The organism is Burkholderia anthinoferrum, assembly GCF_002925705.1.
Taxonomy (GTDB): Bacteria; Pseudomonadota; Gammaproteobacteria; order Burkholderiales; family Burkholderiaceae; genus Burkholderia; species Burkholderia semiarida.
On the sequence record NZ_LFZP01000051.1, the window covers coordinates 171,039 to 193,670 of the forward strand.

A 22,632-nucleotide genomic window follows, 5' to 3' on the forward strand; every position below is an offset into this window, starting at 1 on the left:
GCAGAGACAGATTTGTGGGATTGGTGACATGACTTCTTTCGATACGAGCCTCGTGCCCGACGGCAACATCCTGATCGGCGGCGAGTGGCGGCGCGGCCGTGGCGCGCCTTACACGAGCATCTATCCGGCCGACCAGTCGGTGAACATGGAAGTGTCGACGGCGAACGCGGAAGACGCGGCCGACGCCGTCGCGGCCGCCGACGCCGCATGGCGCCGCGCCGACTGGGCCGGGCTCAAACCGCACCAGCGCGCGCAGGTGCTGTACCGCGTCGCGGACCTGATCATGCAACGCCACGAGGCGCTCGCGCACCTGCAGCGCCGCGACAACGGCAAGCCGATCGGCGAGACGCGCGTGCTGGTGGCCAGCGCCGCGAACACGTTCCGCTATTTCGCGGCCTGCCTCGAAACGCTCGACGAAGAACTGACGCCGTCGCGCGGCGATTACCTGACGATGAGCGTGTACGAGCCGATCGGCGTGATCGCGGCGATCACGCCGTGGAATTCGCCGATCGCGTCCGACGCGCAGAAGCTTGCGCCGGCGCTGGCCGGCGGCAACGCGGTGGTGCTCAAGCCGGCCGAGGTCACGCCGCTCGTATCGCTCGCGCTGGCGCGCATCTGCGAGGAAGCCGGCGTGCCGAAGGGCGTGCTGAGCGTGCTGCCGGGCAAGGGTTCGGTGATCGGCGACGTGCTCGTGCGCCATCCGCTGGTGAAGAAGGTGTCGTTCACCGGCGGTACCGAGGTAGGCCGCGGCATCGCGCGCATCGCGGCCGAGAAGCTGATGCCCGTGTCGCTCGAACTGGGCGGCAAGTCGCCGACGATCGTGTGCGACGACGCCGATCTCGATCACGCGGTCAACGGCGTGCTGTACGGGATCTTCAGCTCGTCGGGCGAGGCGTGCATCGCCGGGTCGCGGTTGTTCGTGCAGCACGCGGTGTACGACGCATTCATGCAGCGCCTGGTGGCCGGCGCGCGCAAGCTGCGCGTGGGCGACCCGACGCGGCCCGACACGCAGATGGGCCCGCTGATCACCGCGAAGCATCGCGAGTCGGTGGAACGCTACGTCGCGCTCGGGCTGGAAGAAGGCGGCCGCCTGCTGTGCGGCGGCGAGCGGCCGACGGGCGACGGGCGCGAGCAAGGCTTCTTCTATCAGCCGACGATTCTCGAAGGCTTGCCGAACAGCGCACGCATCTGCCAGGAGGAAATCTTCGGGCCGGTGCTGGTCGCGATGCCGTTCGACGACGAAGCGTCGCTGATCGCACAGGCGAACGACAGCGTGTTCGGCCTCGCGGCCGGCATCTGGACGCGCGACTACAAGCGTGCGTGGCGCATCGCGCGGGCGCTGGAGACGGGCACCGTGTGGATCAATACGTACAAGCTGTTCTCGATCTCCACGCCGTTCTCGGGCTGGAAGGAGAGCGGGATGGGGCGCGAGAAGGGGCGTCTCGGCATCCGCGAATACATGCAGCAGAAGAGCCTCTACTGGGGCTTGAACGACGCGCCGCTGCCGTGGGCGAACTGAGCGAAGGGGAATGACGCAATGAGCATCTTGGGAATCGAGCAGATCACGTACGGTGTCGACGACCTCGCCACCTGCCGGCGCTTTTTCGCCGACTGGGGCTTGAAGGAAGTCGCGCACGACGACACCCGCGCCCGTTTCGAAACGCTGAACGGCTGCACCGTGCTGGTCGTGCGGGCCGACGATCCGTCGCTGCCGCCCGCATTCGAAGCCGGCCCGACGCTGCGTGAAGTCACGTGGGGCGTCGCGACGCGGCAGGAACTCGACGCGCTGCGCACGAAGCTCGCCGGCCAGCCCGGCTATTACGCGCAGGACGACGCGGTCGGCTGCATCGATCCGAACGGGATGGCGATCCGCGTCGAAGTCACGCGCAAGCGCGCACTCGACATCACGGGCTCGCCGTCGAACGTGTGGGGCCAGACGCTGCGCGTCGACCAGCCGAGCCCGATCTATGCGCGTGCGGAGCCGGTCGAGGTCGGGCACGTCGTGTTCTTCACGAACCGCCTCGACGCGCAGGAAACGTTCTATCACGAACTGCTCGGCTTCGAGACGTCGGATCGTTACCCGGGCCGCGGTGCGTTCATGCGCTGCGCGCCGCACGGCGGCCATCACGACCTGTTCCTGCTCGCGCTGCCGAATGGAAAACGCGGCCTGAACCACGTCGCGTTCACCGTGCGCGACATCCACGAAGTGTTCGGCGGCGGCATGCACATCGACCGCTGCGGCTGGCAAACGCAGCTCGGCCCGGGGCGTCATCCGGTGTCGTCCGCGTACTTCTGGTACTTCCAGAACCCGGCCGGCGCATTGATCGAATACTACGCGGACGAGGACGTGCTCACGCCCGAGTGGCAGCCGCGCGAATTCGAGCCGGGCCCGACCGTGTTCGCCGAATGGGCGGTCGACGGCGGCCTCGACGGCAACACGCGCCGGCAGAAGAACGCGAAGGCGCCGGAAGGCAAGTTCATGACGGAGCGCAAATCGTGAGCGAAACGAACTCGCAGGAATCGGCCACGCCGGGCACGGTCGTCGTGATCGGCGGGGGCCAGGCCGCCGGCTGGGTGCTGAAGACGCTGCGCGCGGAAGGCTTCGCGGGCCGCCTCGTGATGATCGCCGACGAGCCGCACTTGCCGTACGAGCGCCCGCCGCTGTCGAAGGCCGTGCTGGCCGGCGACGCCGACATCGAAACCGTGCGCGTCGTGCGCCCCGACGAATTCGATGCGCTGAACGTCGAAGCGTGGCAGCCGGAACGCGCGGCGTCGATCGATCGCGCGCGCCGCGTGGTGAAGACCGAAAGCGGCCGCGAGATCGCATACGACCGGCTCGTGATCGCGACCGGCGGCACGTCGCGCCGCTTGCCCGATGCGCTCGTCAACACGCCGAACCTGCATTACCTGCGCACGCTCGACGAAGCGGCCGCGCTCGGCGAGAAGCTGCGCGCGAGCCGGCGCGTGCTCGTGATCGGCGGCGGCTGGATCGGCCTCGAAGTCGCGGCAACGGCGCGCAAGCTCGGCGTCGATGCGATCGTGGTCGAAGGTGCGCCGCGCCTGTGCGGCCGTTCGGTGCCGCAGATCGTGTCGGACTTCCTGCTCGACCTGCATCGTTCGAACGGTGTCGAGGTGCGGACGGGCGCGGCGCTCGCGTCGCTCGACCCGCAGCCGGACGACGCGTCGAAGGTACGCGCGACGCTTGCCGACGGCACGACGATCGACGCCGATTTCGCGGTGGCCGGCATCGGCCTCGCGCTGAACGTGTCGCTCGCGAGCGATGCGGGGCTCGCGATCGACGACGGCATCGTCGTCGACGAATACGGTGCGACCAGCGATCCGGCGATCTTCGCGTGCGGCGACGTCGCGAACCATCACAACGGCTGGCTGAAGCGGCGCGTGCGGCTCGAATCGTGGGCCAACGCGCAGAACCAGGCGATCGCGGCGGCGAAGGCCGTGCTCGGCGTGCGCGCACCGTATGCGGAGATTCCGTGGTTCTGGTCCGATCAGTACGACGTGAACCTGCAGATCCTCGGGGATCTGCCGGCCGATGCGCAGCTCGTCGTGCGAGGCGATCTCGCCGCGCGCCGTGCGACGCTGTTTTTCGTTGGCGACGGGCATGTGAGAGGTGTCGTCGCGGTGAACAACGCGCGTGAGTTGAAGCTCGCGCGCAAGTGGATGAACCAGGGCCGGGCGGTGGATACGGAAGCTCTGGCAGACACGACCCAGGCGCTTGCCTGACCGGCCCAACCCGGAAAGAGATCCAGGAGATACCCCGCATGAGCACTTTCGACAACGTCGTGGCCGGCAGGGCCACGATGGAAGCTGCCGCCGCCACGCCCGGTGCGATCATCGCGCGGCTCGAGCGGCTGCCGGCCAACGCGATGCAGATCCGCGCGCGCGTGCTGATCGGCACCGCGACGTTCTTCGACGGCTTCGACGTGATCACGATCGCGGCGACGCTGCCGCTGCTGATTCACAAGTGGGGGCTGTCGCCGACGCAGATCGGCATGCTGATCGCGTCCGGCGCGATCGGCCAGTTGATCGGCGCATTCCTGTTTCCCGCGCTCGCGGAAAAGCACGGCCGCGTGAAGGCGATTGCGTGGAGTTCGGCGGTGATCGGGATCACGAGCATCGCGTGCGGCTTCGCGCCGACGTTCGAGGTGTTCGTGCTGCTGCGGATCCTGCAGGGGCTCGGGCTCGGCGGCGAATTGCCGGTCGCCGCGACGTACATCAACGAGATCACGCGCGCGCATGGCCGCGGCCGCTTCGTGCTGCTGTACGAGATCGTGTTCCCGATCGGCCTGCTCGTGTCGATGGCGCTCGGCGCCTGGCTCGTTCCGCGCTTCGGCTGGGAGATCATGTACTTCGTCGGCGGGCTGCCGCTGCTTCTGTCGCTCGTGCTCACGCATCTCGTGCCGGAGTCGCCTCGCTGGCTCGCGTCGCGCGGGCGGCTCGCGGAAGCCGGGCGTGCGGTCGGCGCGTTCGAGGAATCGGTGCGCGGCGAGTTGCCGCCGGCCACGCAGGCGGCCGCGTTCGACGAGATGGTGCGTCAGCATCCGAAGCGCAGGATGAGCGACCTGTTCAGCGCCGCGTATCGCAAGCGCACGCTCGCGGTGGCGACGCTGTGGGCGACCTGCGGGTTCATCCAGTACGGGCTGTCGACCTGGCTGCCGACGATCTACAAGAACTTCTATCACGCGCCGCTGCAGCTCGCGCTGAACCTCGCGGTGATCGGCTCGGTGATGGGCGTGCTCGGGTCGCTGGCCTCCGCGCTGCTGGTCGACAAGCTCGGCCGCAAGCCGGTGATCGTGTGGTCGTTCGTGCTGTGCGCGCTGTCGCTGGCGTTCGCAGGCATCTATCACGCGTCGTCGGTGTATGTGGTCGCGACTTTCTGCTCGCTGTCGCTCGGGCTGATGGCGTCGGGCTTCATTACCGCGTACGTCTATACGCCGGAGCAGTATCCGACGAGCATCCGCGCGTCGGGCTGCGGGCTCGGCAGCGCGTGGCTGAAGATCGCGTCGTTCGCGGCGCCGATGATCGTGCCGCACGCGATCATCGGCGGGAACCTCGCGCCGGCGTTCTACCTGATCGGCGTCGTGCCGCTGATCGCGGCGGCGACCGTGCATTTCGTCGGGATCGAGACGAAGGGGAAGGTGCTGGAGGCGCTCGAGGCGTAAGCGTGGCCGGCGTAACGGACGATGTGCACAGGCCCGGGTGACGTTCCCCGGGCCTTTTGTTTCGCGGCATCCGGCCATGCCGTATCGGGCGTTGCAAACTGGCGCAACGGTTGCCGCATGATTCACGTGTTCTAATTCACGGTCCCGATTTTCATCAGACCGTTGCCATGCCCCTGTTCGAACCTGTCACGCTGAATACGTCCCGCCTCGTCCTGCGGCCGCTCCGCGACGCCGACGCATACGCCTTCTTCGAGATCTGGTCCGATGCGGAGGCGATGCGCTACTTCTCGTTTTCGCCGATGACGCAGCTCGAACAGGCCGGGGCGCGCGTCGCGCGCAACGTGCAGACCGCCGCGAGCGGGGAGAGCCTGACCTGCGTGCTCGAACTGCGGGAGACTGGCGAAGCGCTCGGCGAATGCGCGCTGTTCCATGCGAACGCGCAGTGCCGGCGCGCGGAGATCGGCTTCAGCCTGCGGCGCAGGTTCTGGGGCGGCGGATACATGCGCGAAGCGGCGTCGGCCATGATCGATCATGCCTTCGGTACGCTCCGACTGAACCGCCTCGAAGCCGATATCGATCCGCGCAATGCCGCGTCGGCGCGGCTGCTCGAACGGCTCGGCTTCGTGCGGGAAGGGCTGCTGCGCGAACGCTGGATCGTCGGCGACGAAGTGTCGGACAGTGCGCTGTACGGGTTGCTCGCGAGCGAGCGTCGCGCGTAAACGGCTGACTTGCCGGATTCACCGGGCGAACGTACGCTTGGTCGATATCACGGTCCACCCACAGGTTCTCGACCATGCAAGCTCGTCCTCTGCGTCTTTCCCCCGGCGACGATCTGCGCGGCGCGATCGAGCTGGCGTTGCGCCGCCACGATTCGCACGCGGCCTTCGTGATCCAGGGCATCGGCAGCCTGAGCGTCGCGCAGTTGCGTTTCGCCGGCGCCGACCAGCCGACCGAGCTGCGCGGCGACCTCGAAATCCTGACGCTGGCCGGCTCGGTGTCGCCGGACGGCGCGCATCTGCATATATCGATCTCGGATGCAGCCGGCCGCGTGACGGGCGGCCACGTCGCGAGCGGCTGCGTGGTGCGCACGACGGCCGAGATCCTGCTCGCGCTGCTGCCGGCGCATCGTTTTTCGCGCGAGCCCGATGCGGACACCGGTTTCAACGAACTGGTGATTCGGAGCGCGCCTTCGTGAGCAGGGCGGCAACGCCGCATCGACACCGCGATGCGCCGATCGCTGCGTCCTTTCCGCCCGCATAAAAAAGGCGCCGCGGCCATTCGGCCCGCGGCGCCTGGTGCGCGGCGACGTCGACCACCCGTCGCCGCCCGGTTGCGCGCTTAGATCTGCACGGTGTCGGCGACTTCCTTGAAGTCCTCGATCTGGTCGAAGTTCATGTACTGATAGATCTTGTCGCCGTTCGCGGTGAGCACGCCCATGTCGGCCATGTACTCTTCCTTGGTCGGGATCTTGCCCAGACGCGAGCAGATCGCCGCCAGTTCCGCCGAGCCGAGATACACGTTCGTGTTCTTGCCCAGACGGTTCGGGAAGTTGCGGGTCGACGTCGACATCACCGTCGCGCCTTCGCGCACCTGTGCCTGGTTACCCATGCACAGCGAGCAGCCCGGCATTTCGGTGCGTGCGCCGGCCGTGCCGAACACGCCGTAGTGGCCTTCTTCCGTCAATTGCTTCTGGTCCATCTTGGTCGGCGGCGCGACCCACAGCTTGACCGGAATGTCGCGCTTGCCTTCCAGCAGCTTCGACGCGGCGCGGAAGTGACCGATATTGGTCATGCACGAGCCGATGAACACTTCGTCGATCTTCGCACCGGCGACGTCGGACAGCGTCTTCACGTCGTCCGGATCGTTCGGGCACGCGACGATCGGCTCGTGGATGTCGGCGAGGTCGATTTCGATGACGGCCGCGTATTCGGCGTCGGCGTCCGGCGCGAGCAGTTGCGGGTCGGCCAGCCACTGTTCCATCGCCGCGATTCGGCGCTGCAGGCTGCGCGGATCCTGGTAGCCCTGCGCGATCATCCACTTGAGCAGCGTGATGTTGCTGTTCAGGTATTCGATGATCGGCTCCTTGTTCAGGCGCACCGTGCAACCGGCAGCCGAACGTTCGGCGGACGCGTCCGACAGCTCGAACGCTTGCTCGACCTTGAGGTCGGGCAGGCCTTCGATCTCGAGAATGCGGCCCGAGAAGATGTTCTTCTTGCCTTGCTTCGCGACCGTCAGCATGCCTTGCTTGATCGCGTACAGCGGAATTGCGTTGACGAGGTCACGCAGCGTGACGCCCGGCTGCATCTTGCCCTTGAAGCGGACCAGCACCGATTCCGGCATGTCGAGCGGCATCGTGCCGGTGGCGGCCGCGAATGCGACCAGGCCCGAGCCCGCCGGGAAGCTGATGCCGATCGGGAAGCGCGTGTGCGAATCGCCGCCGGTGCCGACGGTGTCGGGCAGCAGCATGCGGTTCAGCCACGAGTGGATCACGCCGTCGCCCGGGCGCAGCGCGATGCCGCCGCGCGTGCTGATGAAGTTCGGCAGCGTCTGGTGCGTCTTCACGTCGACCGGCTTCGGGTATGCGGCGGTGTGGCAGAACGACTGCATCACGAGGTCGGCCGAGAAGCCGAGGCACGCGAGGTCCTTCAGTTCGTCGCGGGTCATCGGGCCCGTGGTGTCCTGCGAGCCGACCGACGTCATCTTCGGTTCGCAGTACGTGCCCGGGCGCACGCCCTGGCCTTCCGGCAGACCGCACGCGCGGCCGACCATCTTCTGCGCGAGCGAGAAGCCCTTGCCGCTGTCGGCCGGCTGGTGTGGCAGGCGGAACAGCGTCGACGGCGGCAGGCCCAGCGCTTCACGCGCCCTCGCGGTCAGGCCGCGGCCGATGATCAGCGGAATGCGGCCGCCGGCGCGCACTTCGTCGAACAGCACGTCGGACTTCACCTGGAATTCGGCGATGACCTTGCCGTCCTTCAGCGCCTTGCCTTCGTACGGGCGCAGTTCGACCACGTCGCCCATGTTCATCTGCGACACGTCGAGCTCGATCGGCAGCGCGCCGGCGTCTTCCATCGTGTTGTAGAAGATCGGGGCGATCTTGCCGCCGAGGCACACGCCGCCGAAGCGCTTGTTCGGCACGAACGGGATGTCCTCGCCGGTGAACCACAGCACCGAGTTGGTGGCCGACTTGCGCGAGGAGCCCGTGCCGACCACGTCGCCGACGTACGCGACCAGGTGACCCTTTTCCTTCAGCGATTCGATGAACTTGACGGGGCCGCGCTTGCCGTCTTCTTCCGGCGTGATGCCCGGGCGCGCGTTCTTCAGCATCGCCAGCGCGTGCATCGGGATGTCGGGGCGGGTGGTGGCGTCCGGCGCCGGCGACAGGTCGTCGGTGTTGGTTTCGCCCGTGACCTTGAAGACGGTGATGGTCAGGCTTTCCGGCACTTCCGGACGGCTCGTGAACCATTCGGCATCGGCCCAACTCTGCAGCACGGCCTTCGCGTGCGCGTTGCCCTTGTCGGCGAGTTCCTTCACGTCATGGAACTGGTCGAACATCAGCAGGGTTTTCTTCAGCGCGTCGGCGGCGACCGCTGCGACGGCTTCGTCGGACAGCAGCTCGATCAGCGGCTGGATGTTGTAGCCGCCGAGCATCGTGCCGAGGAGTTCGGTCGCGCGCGCCCGCGAGATCAGCGGGCAGGCGGTCTCGCCCTTGGCCACGGCGGCCAGGAAGCCGGCCTTCACGCGGGCGGCTTCGTCGACGCCGGCCGGCACGCGATGGGTGATCAGGTCGAGCAGTGTCTGCTCTTCGCCGGCGGGCGGGTTCGTCAGCAATTCGACCAGTTCGGCGGTTTGCTGAGCCGTCAGCGGCAGGGGAGGAATACCGAGCGCGGCGCGGGCGGCCACGTGAGCACGAAAGTTTTCAAGCATGGGGAGACCTGCTGATATTGCGTTGGAGGGGAAGGCCTTGCCGGCACTCCGGGGCTATTCCAGGCACTGCTTTGAGCGGGATTCTAGTCTCAATGGTCTGGAACGTCAAATGTCTTATGTCTTATATAAGACTTAGGGGTGGGGAAGACGGGGCGCGGCCGTATGGCGCAGCCGGCCTTGTCGGGCGGATGCTGGGGTGTCGGTTCAGGTCCGTCGGTGTCGCACATATCTGCACAAGCGCGCAGGAAACGGTACACACCGGGCGCGTTCGGGCCGCTACGCTTGCTGTCACGCGGCTTGCATCGAGTGTCGGAACGGGAGGCGGGGGTCGTCGCGCGCCTGTCGATTCGCCCCGGGCGGCAGCGATTCCCTTGACTCCGGCGATCCACGACATGCGCTCCAGAGACGCGATTTTCCTGATGATGGCGCTCGTCGCGTCGCCGGCCGTTCACGCGGCCGCGCCCGGCGACGAAACGCGGGATCCGGCGAGCCGGCCGGTCGCGCTGGTCTATCGCGGTCCTGCCGCGTGCGACGGGTGCGCCGAAACCATCGCCAGACGCCTGTGGGAATCGGCCCACCGGTTCCGGGTGATCTATGTGGGGCCGGCGGAAAAGCTTAAGATCACGCCCGCGGCGCTGGCCGGTGCGGCGCTCTATGTGCAGCCTGGCGGCGGGCAGGACATTGCCGGCGCGGCAGCCAGCATCGGCCGAAATGAAATCCGGGCCGTGCGGCGATACGTAGCGAACGGCGGCCGATACCTCGGACTGTGCATGGGCGCCTACCTGGCCGGCGCGCAGGGTTTCGGGCTGGTTGCCGGCGATATCGACGCCGAGGTCGACCGGCCGGGTTCGACGCTTCACGGCATCGCCGACACGGTGACGCCGGTCGTCTGGCGCGGGAAAAAGCGCTGGATCTACTTTCAGGACGGCGCGAGGCTCCCGGTCGCGCCGATCGGCTCCGGCGGGATCGTGCTGGCGATCTACCCGAACAAGGACATCGCGGCGGCCACGTACCGCTACGGCAAAGGGCGCGTCGGCCTTGCCGGTCCGCATCCGGAGGCCGATCAAAGCTGGTATCGCCAGAATGGTCTCGCGAACCCGGACGGCGTGGTGCCGGACCTGGCCTACGACCTGATCGACGCGACGATGAAGCCTTAGCGGAGTTGCCGCGGCGCGCGCGGTTTATCGCCGTTTGGCGCGATACGCGTCGAGATTCTTCCGCGCCTGCGCGCGGATCGCGCGCTGCATGAAAGGCGTCCAGCCGAGCAGCGCGCCTTTCATCCCGAGCGCCTGACGCGCCCAGCGCCACAGGTCGAAATGGTCGCGATGCTCGACGATGCGTCCGTCGCGAAACCGGAAGCGCGCATCGATCCGGTTGACCACCATTCGGCCGGTCGCGGCGAACCGGTAATGCGCGCTCCACTGCGCGCGCCCGGCCTGGCCGTCCGCGGCGACTTCGCCGAACGTCAGCGAGAATTCCTGCGCCCGCGCGACCAGCATCCGCCACATGTCGCGCGCGAGTTCGCCGCGCAGTTCGCCGAACGCGGGATCGCTGAACACGATGTCGTCGGCATAGCACGCGAGCATCGCGTCGATGTCGCGCTGCTGAAAGGCCGTGTAGAAGCGCTGGATCAATGCGGTGTTCGGATCGGTCATGTCGGGTATGAGTGCGCAGGGAGGCGGGTGGTGACGTTCGTCGAAACGTCGAACGGAAAAGCGGCGGCGGGCAGCGCGAGCCGACACCCGCGCGAGCCACGTCGGGCGCGGCCGGCTCAGGCGCGGCTGGTTTGCCGCCGGATGATACGCGTCAGCGGGCCGCCATCGCAACGTCCTGGCTGCTGCGTCCCGTCACCAGGCAGCCCGACATGAAGGCCTCGCTCTGACTGCCGGCGGCGGCTTCGCCGAAGCCGCGGCCGAGCGCATCGGCCTTCACTTGCGCGGCGCCTTGCTCGCATGCGAGCGGGCTGGCGTCGCGGCCCTGCGCGTGCAGGATCGCGCGATCGCCGATGAGATAGGCCAGCAGCGCGAAAACAGCGATATGTACGGCTCGTCTCATGGTTCGTCTCCTCGTCGCTCAAGCGTAACGCGGACACGTCCGACGAAGCACTTGGGGCTTCCCCCGGTAAACGTCTGCTGAAAGCGGTGGCGGGGCAGGGCGATCCCGTCCTGTTTTTCCGCCGTTGCTGGAGAGGCGGGCAATGCGCGCGAGTTTGACGAATGTCAGGGTGCGGGCGGGCGACGGCGGTCGCGCGGCCGTTCAAAGCGATAGCATGAATGCATGATTTGACGGAACGCGATGCGGGGTCGACCCATCAGGTCCGGCAAGCAGGCAAATGTTGAATATCGCTGTCGAAATAGTGAGGAATCCAAATGTTGAACGTCTCTTCCGTCCTGATCAGTCTTGCCCCGATGTGGGCCATCCTGCTGCTGGCTTCTTCGGCGGCCGCCTATTTCGTGTTCTGGCGCAAGGCCATCAAATAAACGCTGCGCGACGGCGTGCGCCCGGGGCGCACGCGTGACGCGCCGTTGCCGTCATTGCACCGCCGTCACCGGCACATTCGAAATCCGCATCAGCCGGCCCATCACGCTGCGCCGAAACACCGACATCAGCGCGTGCAGCGGATCGTGCCGCGGCGCGACCACCACGATCTCGTCGCAACCGGTCTCGGCCGCCACGGCCGCGATCGTGTCGGCCACCGGGCCGACCTTCACCTCGACGGTGTATTTGACGCCGGCCTCCTTCAGAATCCGCTCTGCCATCGCCAGATCGCCGGCCGCGAATTTTTCTTCGATCGCGCGCAACCGCGACAGCGGGTGATAGGCCTCGAGCCGCGTGGATTCGAGCGGCGCCTGCACGTTGATGAGCACGACCTCCGATGCGCAGCGCTCGCGATACAGGAATGTCGCGTGGCGAACCGCCTGAAGCGAGCGCGGCGAATGGCCGACCGGAACCAGCAGCTTGAGCATGAGCGATATCCAGGAAACGGGATGCTTCCAGCGTAGCGCGCGGCCGGGCCGGGCCGTCTAAAGAGATCGCGCGGCCGCGTAAAAATGTCGTTAACGGGCGCCGGCACATGACGCGCCTATTGGAAATATAAGAAATTTAAGTTTATGCGCATAAACGATTTCATCGGGCGTGGCGGCCGGAGCCGTTCGGCATGAGGCGCCGGGATTTAGTCGAATCCTCAATGAATCGCGACGGAAAATATCGGAGGTCGAGCATCCGGCGTCACGTAGAGTAGAGCATCGGCCGCGGCGCGACCGCCTCCCGGCGGGCATGGGAGCGAGCGCCGTCGAGCCTTCCATTCCGATTCCAGGAGACCCCGCATGCCGCACGGCGCCCCGCAGTTTCTCGCCCCCGCTTCCATTTCCGTCGATCCGATCGTGCGCCTGTCGGCCGGTGAGCTCGCGGCGGCGATCCGCAGCAAGGCGGTTTCGTGCGTCGAGACGATGCGTGCGTATCTCGATCACATCGAGCGTGTGAACGGCGCGGTCAACGCGATCGTCGCGCTGCGCGAGCCTGATGCGCTGCTGGCCGAAGCCGCGGAAAAGGATGCGGCGCTGGCGCGCGGCGAGTACCGCGGCTGGCTGCACGGGATACCGCAGGCGCCGAAGGATCTGGCGATGACGAAGGGGCTGCGGACGACCTACGGCTCGCCGATCTTCCGCGAGAACGTGCCGCAGGCCGATTCCGTCGGCGTCGCGCGGATGCGCGCGGCCGGCGCGATCTTCATCGGCAAGACCAACACGCCCGAGTTCGGGCTCGGCTCGCACACGTTCAACGAGGTCTATGGTGCGACGCGCAACCCGTACGACCTGACGAAGAGCGCGGGCGGCAGCAGCGGCGGCACGGCGGCGGCGCTCGCGTCACGGATGCTGCCGGTGGCGGACGGCAGCGATTTCGGCGGCTCGCTGCGCAATCCGGCCGCGTTCTGCAACATCGTCGGCTTCCGTCCGTCGCAAGGCCGCGTGCCGCGCTGGCCGGGCGTCGACGTGTTCATGCAGCAGCTCGGCATCGAAGGGCCGATGGGCCGCACCGTCGGCGACGTCGCGCAACTGCTCGCGATCCAGGCCGGCTACGACCGCAACGATCCGCTGTCGCTCGCGGAGGATCCGGCCGTGTTCGCGCAACCGCTCGACGCGGACCTGCGCGGCAAGCGCATCGCGTGGGTGGGCGACTGGAACGGCTATCTCGCGACGGAGGCCGGCGTGCTCGCGCAGTGCGAGCGCGGGCTGGCGACGCTGCGCGAGATCGGCGGCGACGTCGATGCCGCGCTGCCGGCGTTCGCGCCCGACCGGATCTGGCGCCTGTGGCTCACGCATCGACACTTGCTGTCGGGCGGCGGGTTGCTCGCGCACTATCGCGACCCGGTGCGCCGCGCGCTGCTGAAGCCCGAGGCGATCTACGAGGTCGAAGGGCTGCTCGCGATGCAGGGCGCGGCCGTGTTCGACGCGAGCGTCGAACGCACCGCGTGGCATCAGGCGGTGCTGAGCTTCTTCGATCGTTACGACTTCATCGCGGCGCCGACCGCGCAGGTATTCCCGTTCGACGTCGAACAGCGCTGGCCGCAGGAGATCGCGGGGCGCGCGATGGACACGTACCACCGCTGGATGGAAACGGTCGTGCCGTGGACGCTCGCCGGCTGCCCGGTGATCAACGTGCCGGTCGGCTTCAACGACGCGGGATTGCCGATGGGGATGCAGCTGATCGGGCGTCCGCGCGCCGATCTCGCCGTGCTGCAGCTTGCGCACGGATACGAGCAGGCGGCCGACTGGGTGGCGCGGCGCGTGCCGGCATGGATGGCGGCGTGATACCGCGGCCGGCGGGTGGCCGGTAGGCGGGTGACGAAACGGGCGGCGGCGAGCTGCCCGTTTCGTTTTGCATCATTCGCTTGAAGCTCGCCGGCGCAGGCGGGAGCCGGCATTCATTGATGCAACCGGAGAAAGAATCGCAACGCGTGCACGGCATCGCGCGGCAAACGTACGCGAATCCGCGCGACGGGGCCCGTCGGTCGCCGAATTGCAAGCGGCGGCGCGGCGTGATTTCGTTTCGATGTGTTTCAGTCGTTGCGGCGGCGCGCGACGCGCTTCGACAATATTGCCTCGATCATTCGGGCACGAGGGAAACACATGAAGCACATTCGCGCGACGGGCCGGCATCTGGCCTCGGCAGGCATCGCATTCGGCATCCTGGTGAGCGGCGCCGCACACGCGCAGCTCGACCTGCAGTCGATCGGCGCGTCGCTGCTCGGCGGCGGGCAGCAGCAGGCGGCAGCGCCGGCGCAGGGCGGTGTCGCGCAGTTGCTGCAGGCCTATGTCGGCGCGAACCAGCAGGTGCTGAGTGGCCAGTCGTCGCTCGCATCGGCGATGGGGCTGACGGGCGCGGCCGGGCAGGCGCAGCAGGCCGCGAGCCAGTTGTCCGGCGGCGATGCGCTGTCGCCGGCCACGCTGTCGCAGATGGGCGGCGCGCAGCAATCGGTGTCGCAGGCGCTCGGCCAGGCGTTCGCGAGCGGCGGCGCCACGCACGGCCCGATCGACAAGCAGGCGTTCAGCAACGGCCTCGCCTCGCTCGGGCAGGGGCTCACGCAGTATTCGCAACTGCAGTCGGGGCTCGGCAATCTCGGCTCGACGAGCGCGGCGTCGCTGCTGCAATCGGGCCTGAATCCGCAGAACATGCAGGCCGCGTCGTATATCGCGCAAAGTGCGCCGAGCCAGTTGCAATCGCTCGCGGCGACGCTCAGCCAGGCCGTGCAGTTCGCGACGAGCCAGGGCATTTCGGTGCCGTCGGTTGCGTCGTCCGCACTGAAGCTGCTGCCGTAACGTCGCGCGGATGCGTGCGCGATGCGTCGCCGGCATCGCGCGCGCCGACCACGAACGATCGTCCCGCCCAACATGGGGATTTCGCGCGATGCTATCGTGGCGTGTTCCTTTTATCGGTGCCGGTTCATGACTGACTCGTTCGACCTCTCGCGCTATTTCTCCCGCATCGGCTACGACGGCCCGGCCGAGCCGACGCTCGACGTGCTGCGCCGGCTGCACCTGCTGCATCCGCAGGCGATTCCGTTCGAAAACCTCAATCCGCTGACCGGCGCGCGCGTCGCGCTCGACCTGCCCGCGATCGTCGACAAGTTGATCGAACGCCGCCGCGGCGGTTACTGCTTCGAACTCAACAAGCTGTTCTACACCGCGCTCACGACGATCGGCTTTCGCGTGACGCCGCTGATCGCGCGCGTGCGCTGGATGCGGCCGCCCGAAATCGTGACCGCGCAGACGCACATGCTGCTGCGCATCGACGTCGACGGCGCGGCGTGGCTCGCGGACATCGGCTTCGGCAGCGCGACGCTGACCGCGCCGCTGCGCTTCGCGCCGGGCGAGCGGCAACTGACGCCGCACGGCGCGTTTCGTGTGGTCGACGCACCGGTCGACGGCGAATTCGACATGCAGTTCGAAATTCCCGACGGCTGGCAGACGACTTACCGCTTCTCGCTGAAGCCGGCCGAATGGATCGATTACGAAGCCGCGAACTGGTTCACGTCGACGTATCCCGATTCGATCTTCGTGAACGACCTGATCGCGTGCCGCGTGCTGCCGGACGGCCGCGCGGCGCTGCTCAATACCGTGCTGACGCTGCGCGACGCGGCGGGGGCCGGGCGCACGATCGCGCTCGACAATGCAGCCGACTGGGCCGCGTGCCTGCGCGACACGATCGGCATCGATACGGCGGGATTCGACCTCGACGCGCTGTTCGTGCGGCTTGCGGCGCGCGCTGCGCGGTAACGCGGACGCACGACATCCGACGGCGGCTCGCACATGGGCCGCGATCATCCCGCCATCGTCCTCCGTTGACTTTTGCTAGATTGCTAGCATACTAGCCTTCATGACCGACGAAGAAGTGAAGCAATTCAACGTGTACCTGCCGCTCGGCCTGATCCGGCAGGTCAAGCATCGCGCGATCGAGACGGAGCAATCGCTGTCCGCGCTGGTGGCCGACGCGTTGCGCGCGTATCTGGCCGCGCCGCCGCCCGGCGCGGAGCCGTCCAACAAGGAGGGGTGACATGTCGTCCGAACGGATCGAAGCCGTGTACCTGACCACGCACAACTGGGGCAAGTCGGCGAAGTTCTTTCAGGCGCTGGGCTTCAGGCTGGAATTCGAAACCGATCACCAGTCGGGCCAGTTGCGCAGCGGCGACGGCCCGTTCCTGTTCATCGCCGAAGTGCCGCCGAGCGAAAAGCCCGACATGCAGGTCGTCATCAAGGTGGCCGACGAGCAGGCGGTGCAGCCGCAGCCGATCGTCGATGTCGTCACGCCGTTCGAGGACACGCACTGGGGCACGCGCGACATGACCGTGCGCGATCCGGACGGTCGCGTGTGGCGCCTGCAGGCGCCGGGCAAGCAGGGCGCATGAGGTCGACATGACGGATATCCGCGAAGACGACGCACCCGACAGCACGGCCGCGCGTGTCGCGCTGTGGCGCGCGCTGCACGTCGAACTCGACGCGCCGCCGCATGTGCTCGCCGACGAGATCGGGTTGCAATTGCTCGCGCCGGCACCCGGCTGGCAGCAGCGCGGCGACATGGATCCGCAGTTCACGCGGCCGTTTCGTGCGTCGATCGTCGCGCGAGCGCGCTTCATCGAGGACCTCGTGGCCGAGCAGGTCGCGCGCGGCGTGAGCCAGTACGTGATCCTCGGCGCGGGGCTCGACAGTTTCGTGCAGCGCCGGCCGGACATGGCGTCGTGCGTGACGGTATTCGAAGTCGACCAGCCGGCGCCGCAGCGCTGGAAGCAGCGGCGCCTCGTCGAACTCGGCTTCGGCGTGCCGGACTGGCTGCGCTTCGTGCCGGTCGATTTCGAAGCGAAGCAGTCGTGGCGCGACGCGCTCGTCGGCGCGGGCTTCGATGCGGGCAAACCGGCGGTCGTGGTGTCCACCGGCGTCAGCATGTACCTGACGCGCGAAGCGAATGCGGCCGCGCTGCGCGAAGTCGCATCGCTCGCGCCCGGTTCGACGTTCGCGATGACGTTCCTGTTGCCGCTGGACAATGCGGATCCGGACGTGCGCCCGGGGATGGAAATGGCCGCGAAGGGCGCGCACGCGAGCGGCACGCCGTTCATCAGCTTCTTCATGCCGGACCAGATCCAGGCGCTCGCCCTGGAGGCCGGCTTCGCGAAGGCGGAACACGTGTCGGCCGCCGAGCTGACGCGCCGTTATTTCGCCGACCGCACGGATGGCCTGCGGCCGCCGAACCGCGCGGAAGAATTGCTCGTCGCGACGGTCTGACCCGTCGCGCCCGTCGTTCCCGTCACGCGCGTTCGAGCACGGCCATTTCCCGCACGACCACGAGCAGCACCGCGAGGCTCGCGCCGCCCGACGCACGCAGATCCGCGAGCAGGTGCTCGTAACGCGCGAGCGCGGCCTCGCGGCGCGCGCGCCACGCAGCGACGATCGTGTCCGGCGTGGTCGAGTCCGGCGATTCCGCGAGCGCGCTCGTCGCGAGCGTGCGCTTGAGCCGCGCGACTTCCGCGAGTGCGGCGGCGCGCGCGAGCATGTCCCAGTGCGTCGGCGTCGGCAGGGTCGCCGCGCGTTCGCCGATCCACCCGTAATTGAGCAGCGTGCCGAGCGAGAAATAGACGCCCGCGACGAGTTCGAGGCTGCGGTTGCCGGTCGCGGCCACTTCGGCGATGTCGAGCAGCGCGGCCGAGATGTCGCCGCTCGCGACGCGTACCGCGAGCGCGCTGTCGACGCCGGCATCCACGAGCACGCGCTGCCGCTCGGACAGCGCATCGAGATCGTCGGCCGGCAGCAGAGACGGCAGTTGCGGCGCGAGCCGCTGTGCGGCGTCGCGGCAACGCGCGATCAGCTCGGCGACGCCGCCGTCGGCCACCGCGCCCGCTTGCAGGTGACGCAGGAACCACAGCGCCGCGCGCTCCAGCAGCCGCGCGACGTCGACGAACATGCGCGCCTGCACGTCGTCGGCGACGCGGTTGTCGAGCGCGTCGATGTCGCGCCACACCGCATCGAGGTCGAACACGTCGCGCGCCATGATGCATGCGCGCACGATGTCGCCGGGCTTCGCGTCGGTTTCCTCCATCAGCCGGTGCACGAATGCGCAGCCGACGCGGTTCACGAGCGCGTTGGTCAGGTGCGTCGCGAGAATCTCGCGGCGCAGCGGATGGCGGCGCATCGGCTCGCTGAAGCGCTGCTGCAGCGGCTTCGGGAAGTAGTCGACGAGCATCGCCGCTACCAGCGGATCCTCGGGCACGTCGGATTCGAGCAGCGCGTCGTAGAGCCACATCTTGCTGTACGCGAGCAGCACCGCGCGCTCCGGCGACGTGAGGCCGAGCTTCGCGGCCTGCCGCTCGGCGACTTCGTCGTCGGTCGGCAGGAATTCGATCACGCGGTTCAGGCGGCCCGCGCGTTCGAGCCAGCGCATCAGGCGCGCCTCGGCGTCGAGCAGCTCGACCGCATGGCGGCCCGCGATCGACAGCGCCTGCGTCTGGTAGTAGTTGTCGCGCAGCACGAGCAGCCCGACTTCGTCGGTCATCTCGGCGAGCAGCGCGTTGCGCTGCTTCTCGGTCATCTCGCCGTCGGACACGACGAGCCCGAGCAGGATCTTGATGTTGACTTCGTGATCCGAACAATCGACGCCGGCCGAGTTGTCGATCGCATCGGTGTTGATGCGGCCGCCGCGCTGCGCGAACTCGATGCGGCCGAACTGCGTGCAGCCGAGATTGCCGCCTTCGCCGACGACCTTGCAGCGCAGGTCCGCGCCGTTCACGCGCACCGCGTCGTTCGCGCGGTCGCCGACCTGCGCGTGGGTTTCGCGCGCGGCCTTCACGTAGGTGCCGATGCCGCCGTTGTACAGCAGGTCGACCGGCGCCTGCAGGATCGCGCGGATCAGCTCGGTCGGCGGCAGCGCGTGCGCGTCGATGCCGAGCGCGGCCTGTACCGCCGGCGACAGCGGGATCGTCTTCGCGGTGCGCGGATACACGCCGCCGCCCGGCGAAATCGCGGCCGCGTCGTAGTCGGCCCAGCTCGAGCGTTCGAGCGCGAACATGCGCTGGCGCTCCGCGAAGCTCGTCGCCGGGTCGGGGTTCGGGTCGAGGAAGATGTGCCGGTGATCGAACGCGGCGACGAGCCGGATATGCGGCGACAGCAGCATCCCGTTGCCGAACACGTCGCCCGACATGTCGCCGACGCCGACCACGGTGAAGTCGGTCGTCTGCGTGTCGATGCCCATCTCCCGGAAGTGCCGCTTCACCGATTCCCACGCGCCGCGCGCGGTGATCGCCATCTTCTTGTGGTCGTAGCCGACCGAGCCGCCGGACGCGAACGCATCGTCGAGCCAGAAGCCGTATTCGTGCGAGATCGCGTTCGCGTAGTCGGAGAAGGTGGCCGTGCCCTTGTCGGCGGCGACGACCAGGTACGGATCGTCGGGGTCGTGGCGCACGACGTCGGGCGGCGGCACGATCGCGTTGCCGGCGAGGTTGTCGGTGAGGTCGAGCAGCCCGCGCAGGAACGTCTGGTAGCACGCGATGCCTTCGCGCATCCAGGCTTCGCGATCGGTCTGCGGCGGCGGGTTCTTCACGACGAAGCCGCCTTTCGAGCCGACCGGCACGATCACGACGTTCTTCACCATCTGCGCCTTCATCAGCCCGAGCACCTCGGTGCGGAAATCCTCGCGGCGGTCCGACCAGCGCAGGCCGCCGCGCGCGACGCGTCCGCCGCGCAGGTGCACGCCCTCGGCGCGCGGCGAATACACCCAGATCTCGAACATCGGCTTCGGTTCGGGCAGGCCGGGCACCTTCGCCGGGTTGAACTTGAACGACAGGTACGGCTTCGATTCGCCGTTCGCGTCGGCGAGGAAATAGTTCGTGCGCTCGGTGGCGTTGATCACGCCGAGGAACTGGCGCAGGATGCGGTCCTCGTCGAGGTTCGGCACCTGGTCGAGCGCGCCTTCGATCGCCTTCAGCAGCCGTTCGGCCTGCACGTCGCGCGTGTCGCCGATGCGCGGGTCGAAGCGCAGCAGGAACAGCTCGACGAGTTGCCGCGCGATCGCCGGATTGCCGGTCAGCGCGCGTTCGATATACGCGTCGCTGAAGGTCGAGCCGACCTGACGCAGGTATTTCGCATACGCGCGCAGGATCGTCACTTCGCGTGCGCTCAGGTGCGCGCGCAGCACGAGACGGTTGAAGTCGTCGTTCTCGATCCGGCCGCTCCAGATCCGGTCGAACGCGTCCTCGAACAGGCCTTTCACGCGCTCGATGTCGAACTCGGTATCGTCGGCGAGCTCGAGGCCGAAATCGTGTACCCATGCATGCGCGGCGTCCTGCGTCTGGATCCGGTACGGCCGCTCCTCGTCGACGCGCACGCCGAGATGTTCGAGCATCGGCAGGCTGCGCGACAGCGCGATCGGGTCGCCCGCGCGATACACCTTGAAGCGGAACGCGCGCGGCTCGGCCTCGATCGGGCGGTACAGGTTCATCGCGAGCTGGCCCGAGTCCTTCACGCGCTCGATCAGCTCGATGTCGCGCACGGCCGTGCGCGCCGGGTAGTCGTCGTGATAGCCGGCGGGGAACGAATCGGCATAGCGCTGCAGCAGGCGGTTGCCTTGCTCTTCGCCGAATGTGTCGAGCAGCGCGTCGGCGAGATCGTCCTGCCACCGGCGCGTGACCTGCACGAGCCGCGTTTCGAGCTCGCGCGTGTCGACGTCGGGCATCGTGCCCGGTTCCGCATGCACGACGAAATGAATGCGCGCGAGCGCCGATTCCGACAGCAGCGGCGTGAACTCGACGTTCACGCCGTTGTACGCATCGACCAGCAGCTTCGCGATGCGGCGGCGCAGATCGGTGTTGTACTTGTCGCGCGGCACGAACACGAGACACGACACGAAGCGGTCGAAGCGGTCGCGGCGCACGAACAGCCGCGTGCGCTGGTGTTCCTGCAGGCGCAGGATGCCGAGCGCGATGTCGTAGAGCCGGTCTTCGTCGGCCTGGAACAGTTCGTCGCGCGGATAGGTTTCGAGCACCGTCACGAGCGATTTGCCGAGATGCCCCTTCGGCAGGAAGCCCGCACGCCGCACGATGTTCGCGCACTTGCGGCGCACGATCGGGATCTCGGTGAACGAACCGAAATAGGCGGTCGACGTGTAGAGGCCGATGAAGCGGCGCTCGCCGGTGACCTTGCCGTCGGCACCGACGAGCTTCACGCCGACGTAGTCGAGATAGCCGGGCCGGTGCACGGTCGCGCGCGAATTCGCCTTGGTCAGGAAGATCGGCCAGGGGCCAGTGATGATCTCGGCGGCCGCCGGCGGCAGCGGCGTCACGTCGGGCGCGCCCGACGTGCGCAACGATTCGCGCAGGATGCCGAAGCCCGAGCCCTCGATGCCGCGCAGGCCGAAACCCGTGCCGTCCGACACGAGCGCGTAGTCGCGCTGGCCGAGGAACGTGAAGTGATCGGCGGCCATCCATTCGAGGAACGCGCGCGCCTCGATGTCCTCCGCGGCCGATTCGCGCGCCTTCATCTCCTTGATCGTCGCGCGGGCGATGTCGACGATCTTCGGCCAGTCTTCCACCGACGCGCGTACGTCGCCGAGCACGCGCGCGATGTCCTCGCGCAGCGTGTCGAGCAACGCGGCGTCGCCGCAGCGGTCGACTTCGAAATGGATGAACGACGCGAGTTGCGACTGGCCGTCGCCGGACGTCGCGCCGCCCGCGTCGACCCGCTCGATGCCGCCGCCGGCGCCGCGCCAGATGCGGAACACCGGATGCAGCGCCGAATGCAGCGCGAGCCCGAGACGGTTGATGGCCATCGTCACCGAGTCGACGAGGAACGGCATGTCGTCGTTAACGATCTCGATTACCGTGTGGTCGGAATGCCAGCCGTGCTGTTCGAGGATCGGGTTGTACACGCGCAGGCGTTCGCTGCCGGGCACGAATTTCTGGGCGGTCTGCCAGTGCGCCATCGCGGCGCCGTACAGGTCGGCGATGCCGCGGCTCTGCAGATCGTCCGCATCGACGAAGTCGTAGTAATGACGCAGGAAGGGTTCGACGATCCGGAACGTGGCGTCGGGCAGGCGAGCGCGCGCGAATTCGACGACATCGGAGAGCAGGTGTGCGACGACTTCCTCGTTCTTCGCTTCCATGGCGGTCTCCTCGTCGGGTGGCCATCGGCTGCTGCGTCTGTCCCGCATTATGCGCCGATTGCGTGACGAAGCGATGTGCGGGCGCACAACGGCGGCGGGCGAAGGCGCCCGCGTGCGGCGCCTGTCGCGGGCGCCGCGGGGTAGGGTTTGGGTGCGGCACCGGGCAGACGACGCCGAAGCGACGCCGCCCGTGTCGCTCAACCCTCATCGCTCCACAGCTTTCCGGCCGTCGCCCAGTTCTCCTTCTTCACGTCGGTGAGAATGATATCGACCGAGTCCGGCGCGCAGCCGAGCGTCTCGCACGTGACGCGCGTGATTGCTTCGACGAATGCGCGCTTTTGCTCGACGGTGCGGCCTTCGAACAGCTGGATATTGAAAGTCGGCATGA

19 protein-coding genes are annotated in these 22,632 nt (G+C 67.9%); 13 read left to right on the forward strand and 6 right to left on the reverse strand.

Annotation, left to right across the window (positions count from 1 at the left end):
* The first annotated feature begins 28 nt into the window (after positions 1–28).
* From C5F75_RS21235 to C5F75_RS21260, 6 genes are all read left to right on the forward strand, one after another.
* Positions 29–1,519: an aldehyde dehydrogenase gene (locus C5F75_RS21235; protein ID WP_104012705.1), complete on the forward strand. Its 1,491-nt coding sequence runs from the start codon at positions 29–31 to the stop codon at positions 1,517–1,519.
* A gap of 18 nt (positions 1,520–1,537) precedes the next feature.
* Positions 1,538–2,500: a VOC family protein gene (locus C5F75_RS21240; RefSeq protein ID WP_099317600.1), complete on the forward strand. Its 963-nt coding sequence runs from the start codon at positions 1,538–1,540 to the stop codon at positions 2,498–2,500.
* A complete protein-coding gene (locus C5F75_RS21245) occupies positions 2,497–3,741 on the forward strand; it encodes an NAD(P)/FAD-dependent oxidoreductase (protein ID WP_104012706.1) in 1,245 nt (414 codons plus the stop codon). Before C5F75_RS21240 ends, C5F75_RS21245 begins: the two co-directional genes overlap by 4 nt.
* 38 nt (positions 3,742–3,779) lie before the next feature.
* On the forward strand, positions 3,780–5,180 hold the full coding sequence (locus C5F75_RS21250) for an MFS transporter (RefSeq protein WP_104012707.1): 1,401 nt from the start codon (positions 3,780–3,782) through the stop codon (positions 5,178–5,180).
* 167 nt (positions 5,181–5,347) lie between these two features.
* On the forward strand, positions 5,348–5,899 hold the full coding sequence (locus C5F75_RS21255) for a GNAT family N-acetyltransferase (protein ID WP_104012708.1): 552 nt from the start codon (positions 5,348–5,350) through the stop codon (positions 5,897–5,899).
* A gap of 74 nt (positions 5,900–5,973) precedes the next feature.
* Positions 5,974–6,375 (forward strand): PPC domain-containing DNA-binding protein, encoded by a 402-nt coding sequence (locus tag C5F75_RS21260; RefSeq protein WP_104012709.1) that lies wholly within the window; start codon positions 5,974–5,976, stop codon positions 6,373–6,375.
* A gap of 143 nt (positions 6,376–6,518) precedes the next feature.
* Here C5F75_RS21260 and acnB read toward each other — a convergent pair whose 3' ends face one another.
* A complete protein-coding gene (gene acnB / locus C5F75_RS21265) occupies positions 6,519–9,104 on the reverse strand; it encodes a bifunctional aconitate hydratase 2/2-methylisocitrate dehydratase (protein WP_104012710.1) in 2,586 nt (861 codons plus the stop codon).
* Between the two features lie 392 nt (positions 9,105–9,496).
* Here acnB and C5F75_RS21270 point away from each other — a divergent pair, with 392 nt between their 5' ends.
* The gene (locus C5F75_RS21270; RefSeq protein WP_104012711.1) at positions 9,497–10,261 is read left to right on the forward strand and encodes a BPL-N domain-containing protein; all 765 of its coding nucleotides are present in this window, start codon (positions 9,497–9,499) and stop codon (positions 10,259–10,261) included.
* Between the two features lie 24 nt (positions 10,262–10,285).
* Here the strand turns inward: C5F75_RS21270 and C5F75_RS21275 are convergent, their stop codons facing one another.
* The 3 genes from C5F75_RS21275 to C5F75_RS21285 all read right to left on the reverse strand — a co-directional run bounded on the left by C5F75_RS21275 (position 10,286) and on the right by C5F75_RS21285 (position 12,070).
* On the reverse strand, positions 10,286–10,759 hold the full coding sequence (locus tag C5F75_RS21275) for a nuclear transport factor 2 family protein (protein WP_059584899.1): 474 nt from the start codon (positions 10,757–10,759) through the stop codon (positions 10,286–10,288).
* A gap of 151 nt (positions 10,760–10,910) precedes the next feature.
* Entirely contained in the window at positions 10,911–11,159 is a 249-nt protein-coding gene (locus C5F75_RS21280) for a hypothetical protein (RefSeq protein ID WP_059584900.1), read from the reverse strand.
* A gap of 476 nt (positions 11,160–11,635) precedes the next feature.
* A complete protein-coding gene (locus C5F75_RS21285; protein WP_060968762.1) occupies positions 11,636–12,070 on the reverse strand; it encodes a universal stress protein in 435 nt (144 codons plus the stop codon).
* A gap of 360 nt (positions 12,071–12,430) precedes the next feature.
* Here C5F75_RS21285 and C5F75_RS21290 point away from each other — a divergent pair, with 360 nt between their 5' ends.
* The 6 genes from C5F75_RS21290 (at position 12,431) to C5F75_RS21315 (ending at position 17,380) form a co-directional block, all read left to right on the forward strand.
* Positions 12,431–13,915, forward strand: coding sequence for an amidase (locus C5F75_RS21290; protein ID WP_104012712.1), 1,485 nt, complete (start codon positions 12,431–12,433; stop codon positions 13,913–13,915).
* Between the two features lie 318 nt (positions 13,916–14,233).
* Positions 14,234–14,923 (forward strand): hypothetical protein, encoded by a 690-nt coding sequence (locus C5F75_RS21295; RefSeq protein ID WP_104012713.1) that lies wholly within the window; start codon positions 14,234–14,236, stop codon positions 14,921–14,923.
* 126 nt (positions 14,924–15,049) lie between these two features.
* Positions 15,050–15,880 (forward strand): arylamine N-acetyltransferase family protein, encoded by an 831-nt coding sequence (locus C5F75_RS21300; RefSeq protein WP_104012714.1) that lies wholly within the window; start codon positions 15,050–15,052, stop codon positions 15,878–15,880.
* A 100-nt stretch (positions 15,881–15,980) separates the two neighbouring features.
* The gene (locus C5F75_RS21305) at positions 15,981–16,157 is read left to right on the forward strand and encodes a ribbon-helix-helix domain-containing protein (RefSeq protein ID WP_104012715.1); all 177 of its coding nucleotides are present in this window, start codon (positions 15,981–15,983) and stop codon (positions 16,155–16,157) included.
* A 1-nt stretch (position 16,158) separates the two neighbouring features.
* Entirely contained in the window at positions 16,159–16,509 is a 351-nt protein-coding gene (locus C5F75_RS21310; RefSeq protein ID WP_059584906.1) for a VOC family protein, read from the forward strand.
* A gap of 7 nt (positions 16,510–16,516) precedes the next feature.
* On the forward strand, positions 16,517–17,380 hold the full coding sequence (locus C5F75_RS21315; RefSeq protein ID WP_104012716.1) for a class I SAM-dependent methyltransferase: 864 nt from the start codon (positions 16,517–16,519) through the stop codon (positions 17,378–17,380).
* 22 nt (positions 17,381–17,402) lie between these two features.
* Here the strand turns inward: C5F75_RS21315 and C5F75_RS21320 are convergent, their stop codons facing one another.
* Both C5F75_RS21320 and C5F75_RS37670 read right to left on the reverse strand, forming a co-directional pair.
* A complete protein-coding gene (locus C5F75_RS21320) occupies positions 17,403–22,244 on the reverse strand; it encodes an NAD-glutamate dehydrogenase (RefSeq protein ID WP_104012717.1) in 4,842 nt (1,613 codons plus the stop codon).
* A 197-nt stretch (positions 22,245–22,441) separates the two neighbouring features.
* The gene (locus tag C5F75_RS37670; protein WP_226107341.1) at positions 22,442–22,630 is read right to left on the reverse strand and encodes a 4-oxalocrotonate tautomerase; all 189 of its coding nucleotides are present in this window, start codon (positions 22,628–22,630) and stop codon (positions 22,442–22,444) included.
* Positions 22,631–22,632 lie beyond the last annotated feature (2 nt).

Excerpts from the sequence above, each read along its gene's own strand:
- C5F75_RS21235 (WP_104012705.1), top strand. The coding sequence starts at position 29 with ATGACTTCTTTCGATACGAGCCTCGTGCCCGACGGCAACATCCTGATC.
- C5F75_RS21240 (WP_099317600.1), top strand. The coding sequence starts at position 1,538 with ATGAGCATCTTGGGAATCGAGCAGATCACGTACGGTGTCGACGACCTC.
- C5F75_RS21250 (WP_104012707.1), top strand. The coding sequence starts at position 3,780 with ATGAGCACTTTCGACAACGTCGTGGCCGGCAGGGCCACGATGGAAGCT.
- C5F75_RS21255 (WP_104012708.1), top strand. The coding sequence starts at position 5,348 with ATGCCCCTGTTCGAACCTGTCACGCTGAATACGTCCCGCCTCGTCCTG.
- C5F75_RS21260 (WP_104012709.1), top strand. The coding sequence starts at position 5,974 with ATGCAAGCTCGTCCTCTGCGTCTTTCCCCCGGCGACGATCTGCGCGGC.
- acnB (WP_104012710.1), bottom strand. The coding sequence starts at position 9,104 with ATGCTTGAAAACTTTCGTGCTCACGTGGCCGCCCGCGCCGCGCTCGGT.
- C5F75_RS21270 (WP_104012711.1), top strand. The coding sequence starts at position 9,497 with ATGCGCTCCAGAGACGCGATTTTCCTGATGATGGCGCTCGTCGCGTCG.
- C5F75_RS21275 (WP_059584899.1), bottom strand. The coding sequence starts at position 10,759 with ATGACCGATCCGAACACCGCATTGATCCAGCGCTTCTACACGGCCTTT.
- C5F75_RS21280 (WP_059584900.1), bottom strand. The coding sequence starts at position 11,159 with ATGAGACGAGCCGTACATATCGCTGTTTTCGCGCTGCTGGCCTATCTC.
- C5F75_RS21285 (WP_060968762.1), bottom strand. The coding sequence starts at position 12,070 with ATGCTCAAGCTGCTGGTTCCGGTCGGCCATTCGCCGCGCTCGCTTCAG.
- C5F75_RS21290 (WP_104012712.1), top strand. The coding sequence starts at position 12,431 with ATGCCGCACGGCGCCCCGCAGTTTCTCGCCCCCGCTTCCATTTCCGTC.
- C5F75_RS21295 (WP_104012713.1), top strand. The coding sequence starts at position 14,234 with ATGAAGCACATTCGCGCGACGGGCCGGCATCTGGCCTCGGCAGGCATC.
- C5F75_RS21300 (WP_104012714.1), top strand. The coding sequence starts at position 15,050 with ATGACTGACTCGTTCGACCTCTCGCGCTATTTCTCCCGCATCGGCTAC.
- C5F75_RS21305 (WP_104012715.1), top strand. The coding sequence starts at position 15,981 with ATGACCGACGAAGAAGTGAAGCAATTCAACGTGTACCTGCCGCTCGGC.
- C5F75_RS21310 (WP_059584906.1), top strand. The coding sequence starts at position 16,159 with ATGTCGTCCGAACGGATCGAAGCCGTGTACCTGACCACGCACAACTGG.
- C5F75_RS21315 (WP_104012716.1), top strand. The coding sequence starts at position 16,517 with ATGACGGATATCCGCGAAGACGACGCACCCGACAGCACGGCCGCGCGT.
- C5F75_RS21320 (WP_104012717.1), bottom strand. The coding sequence starts at position 22,244 with ATGGAAGCGAAGAACGAGGAAGTCGTCGCACACCTGCTCTCCGATGTC.
- C5F75_RS37670 (WP_226107341.1), bottom strand. The coding sequence starts at position 22,630 with ATGCCGACTTTCAATATCCAGCTGTTCGAAGGCCGCACCGTCGAGCAA.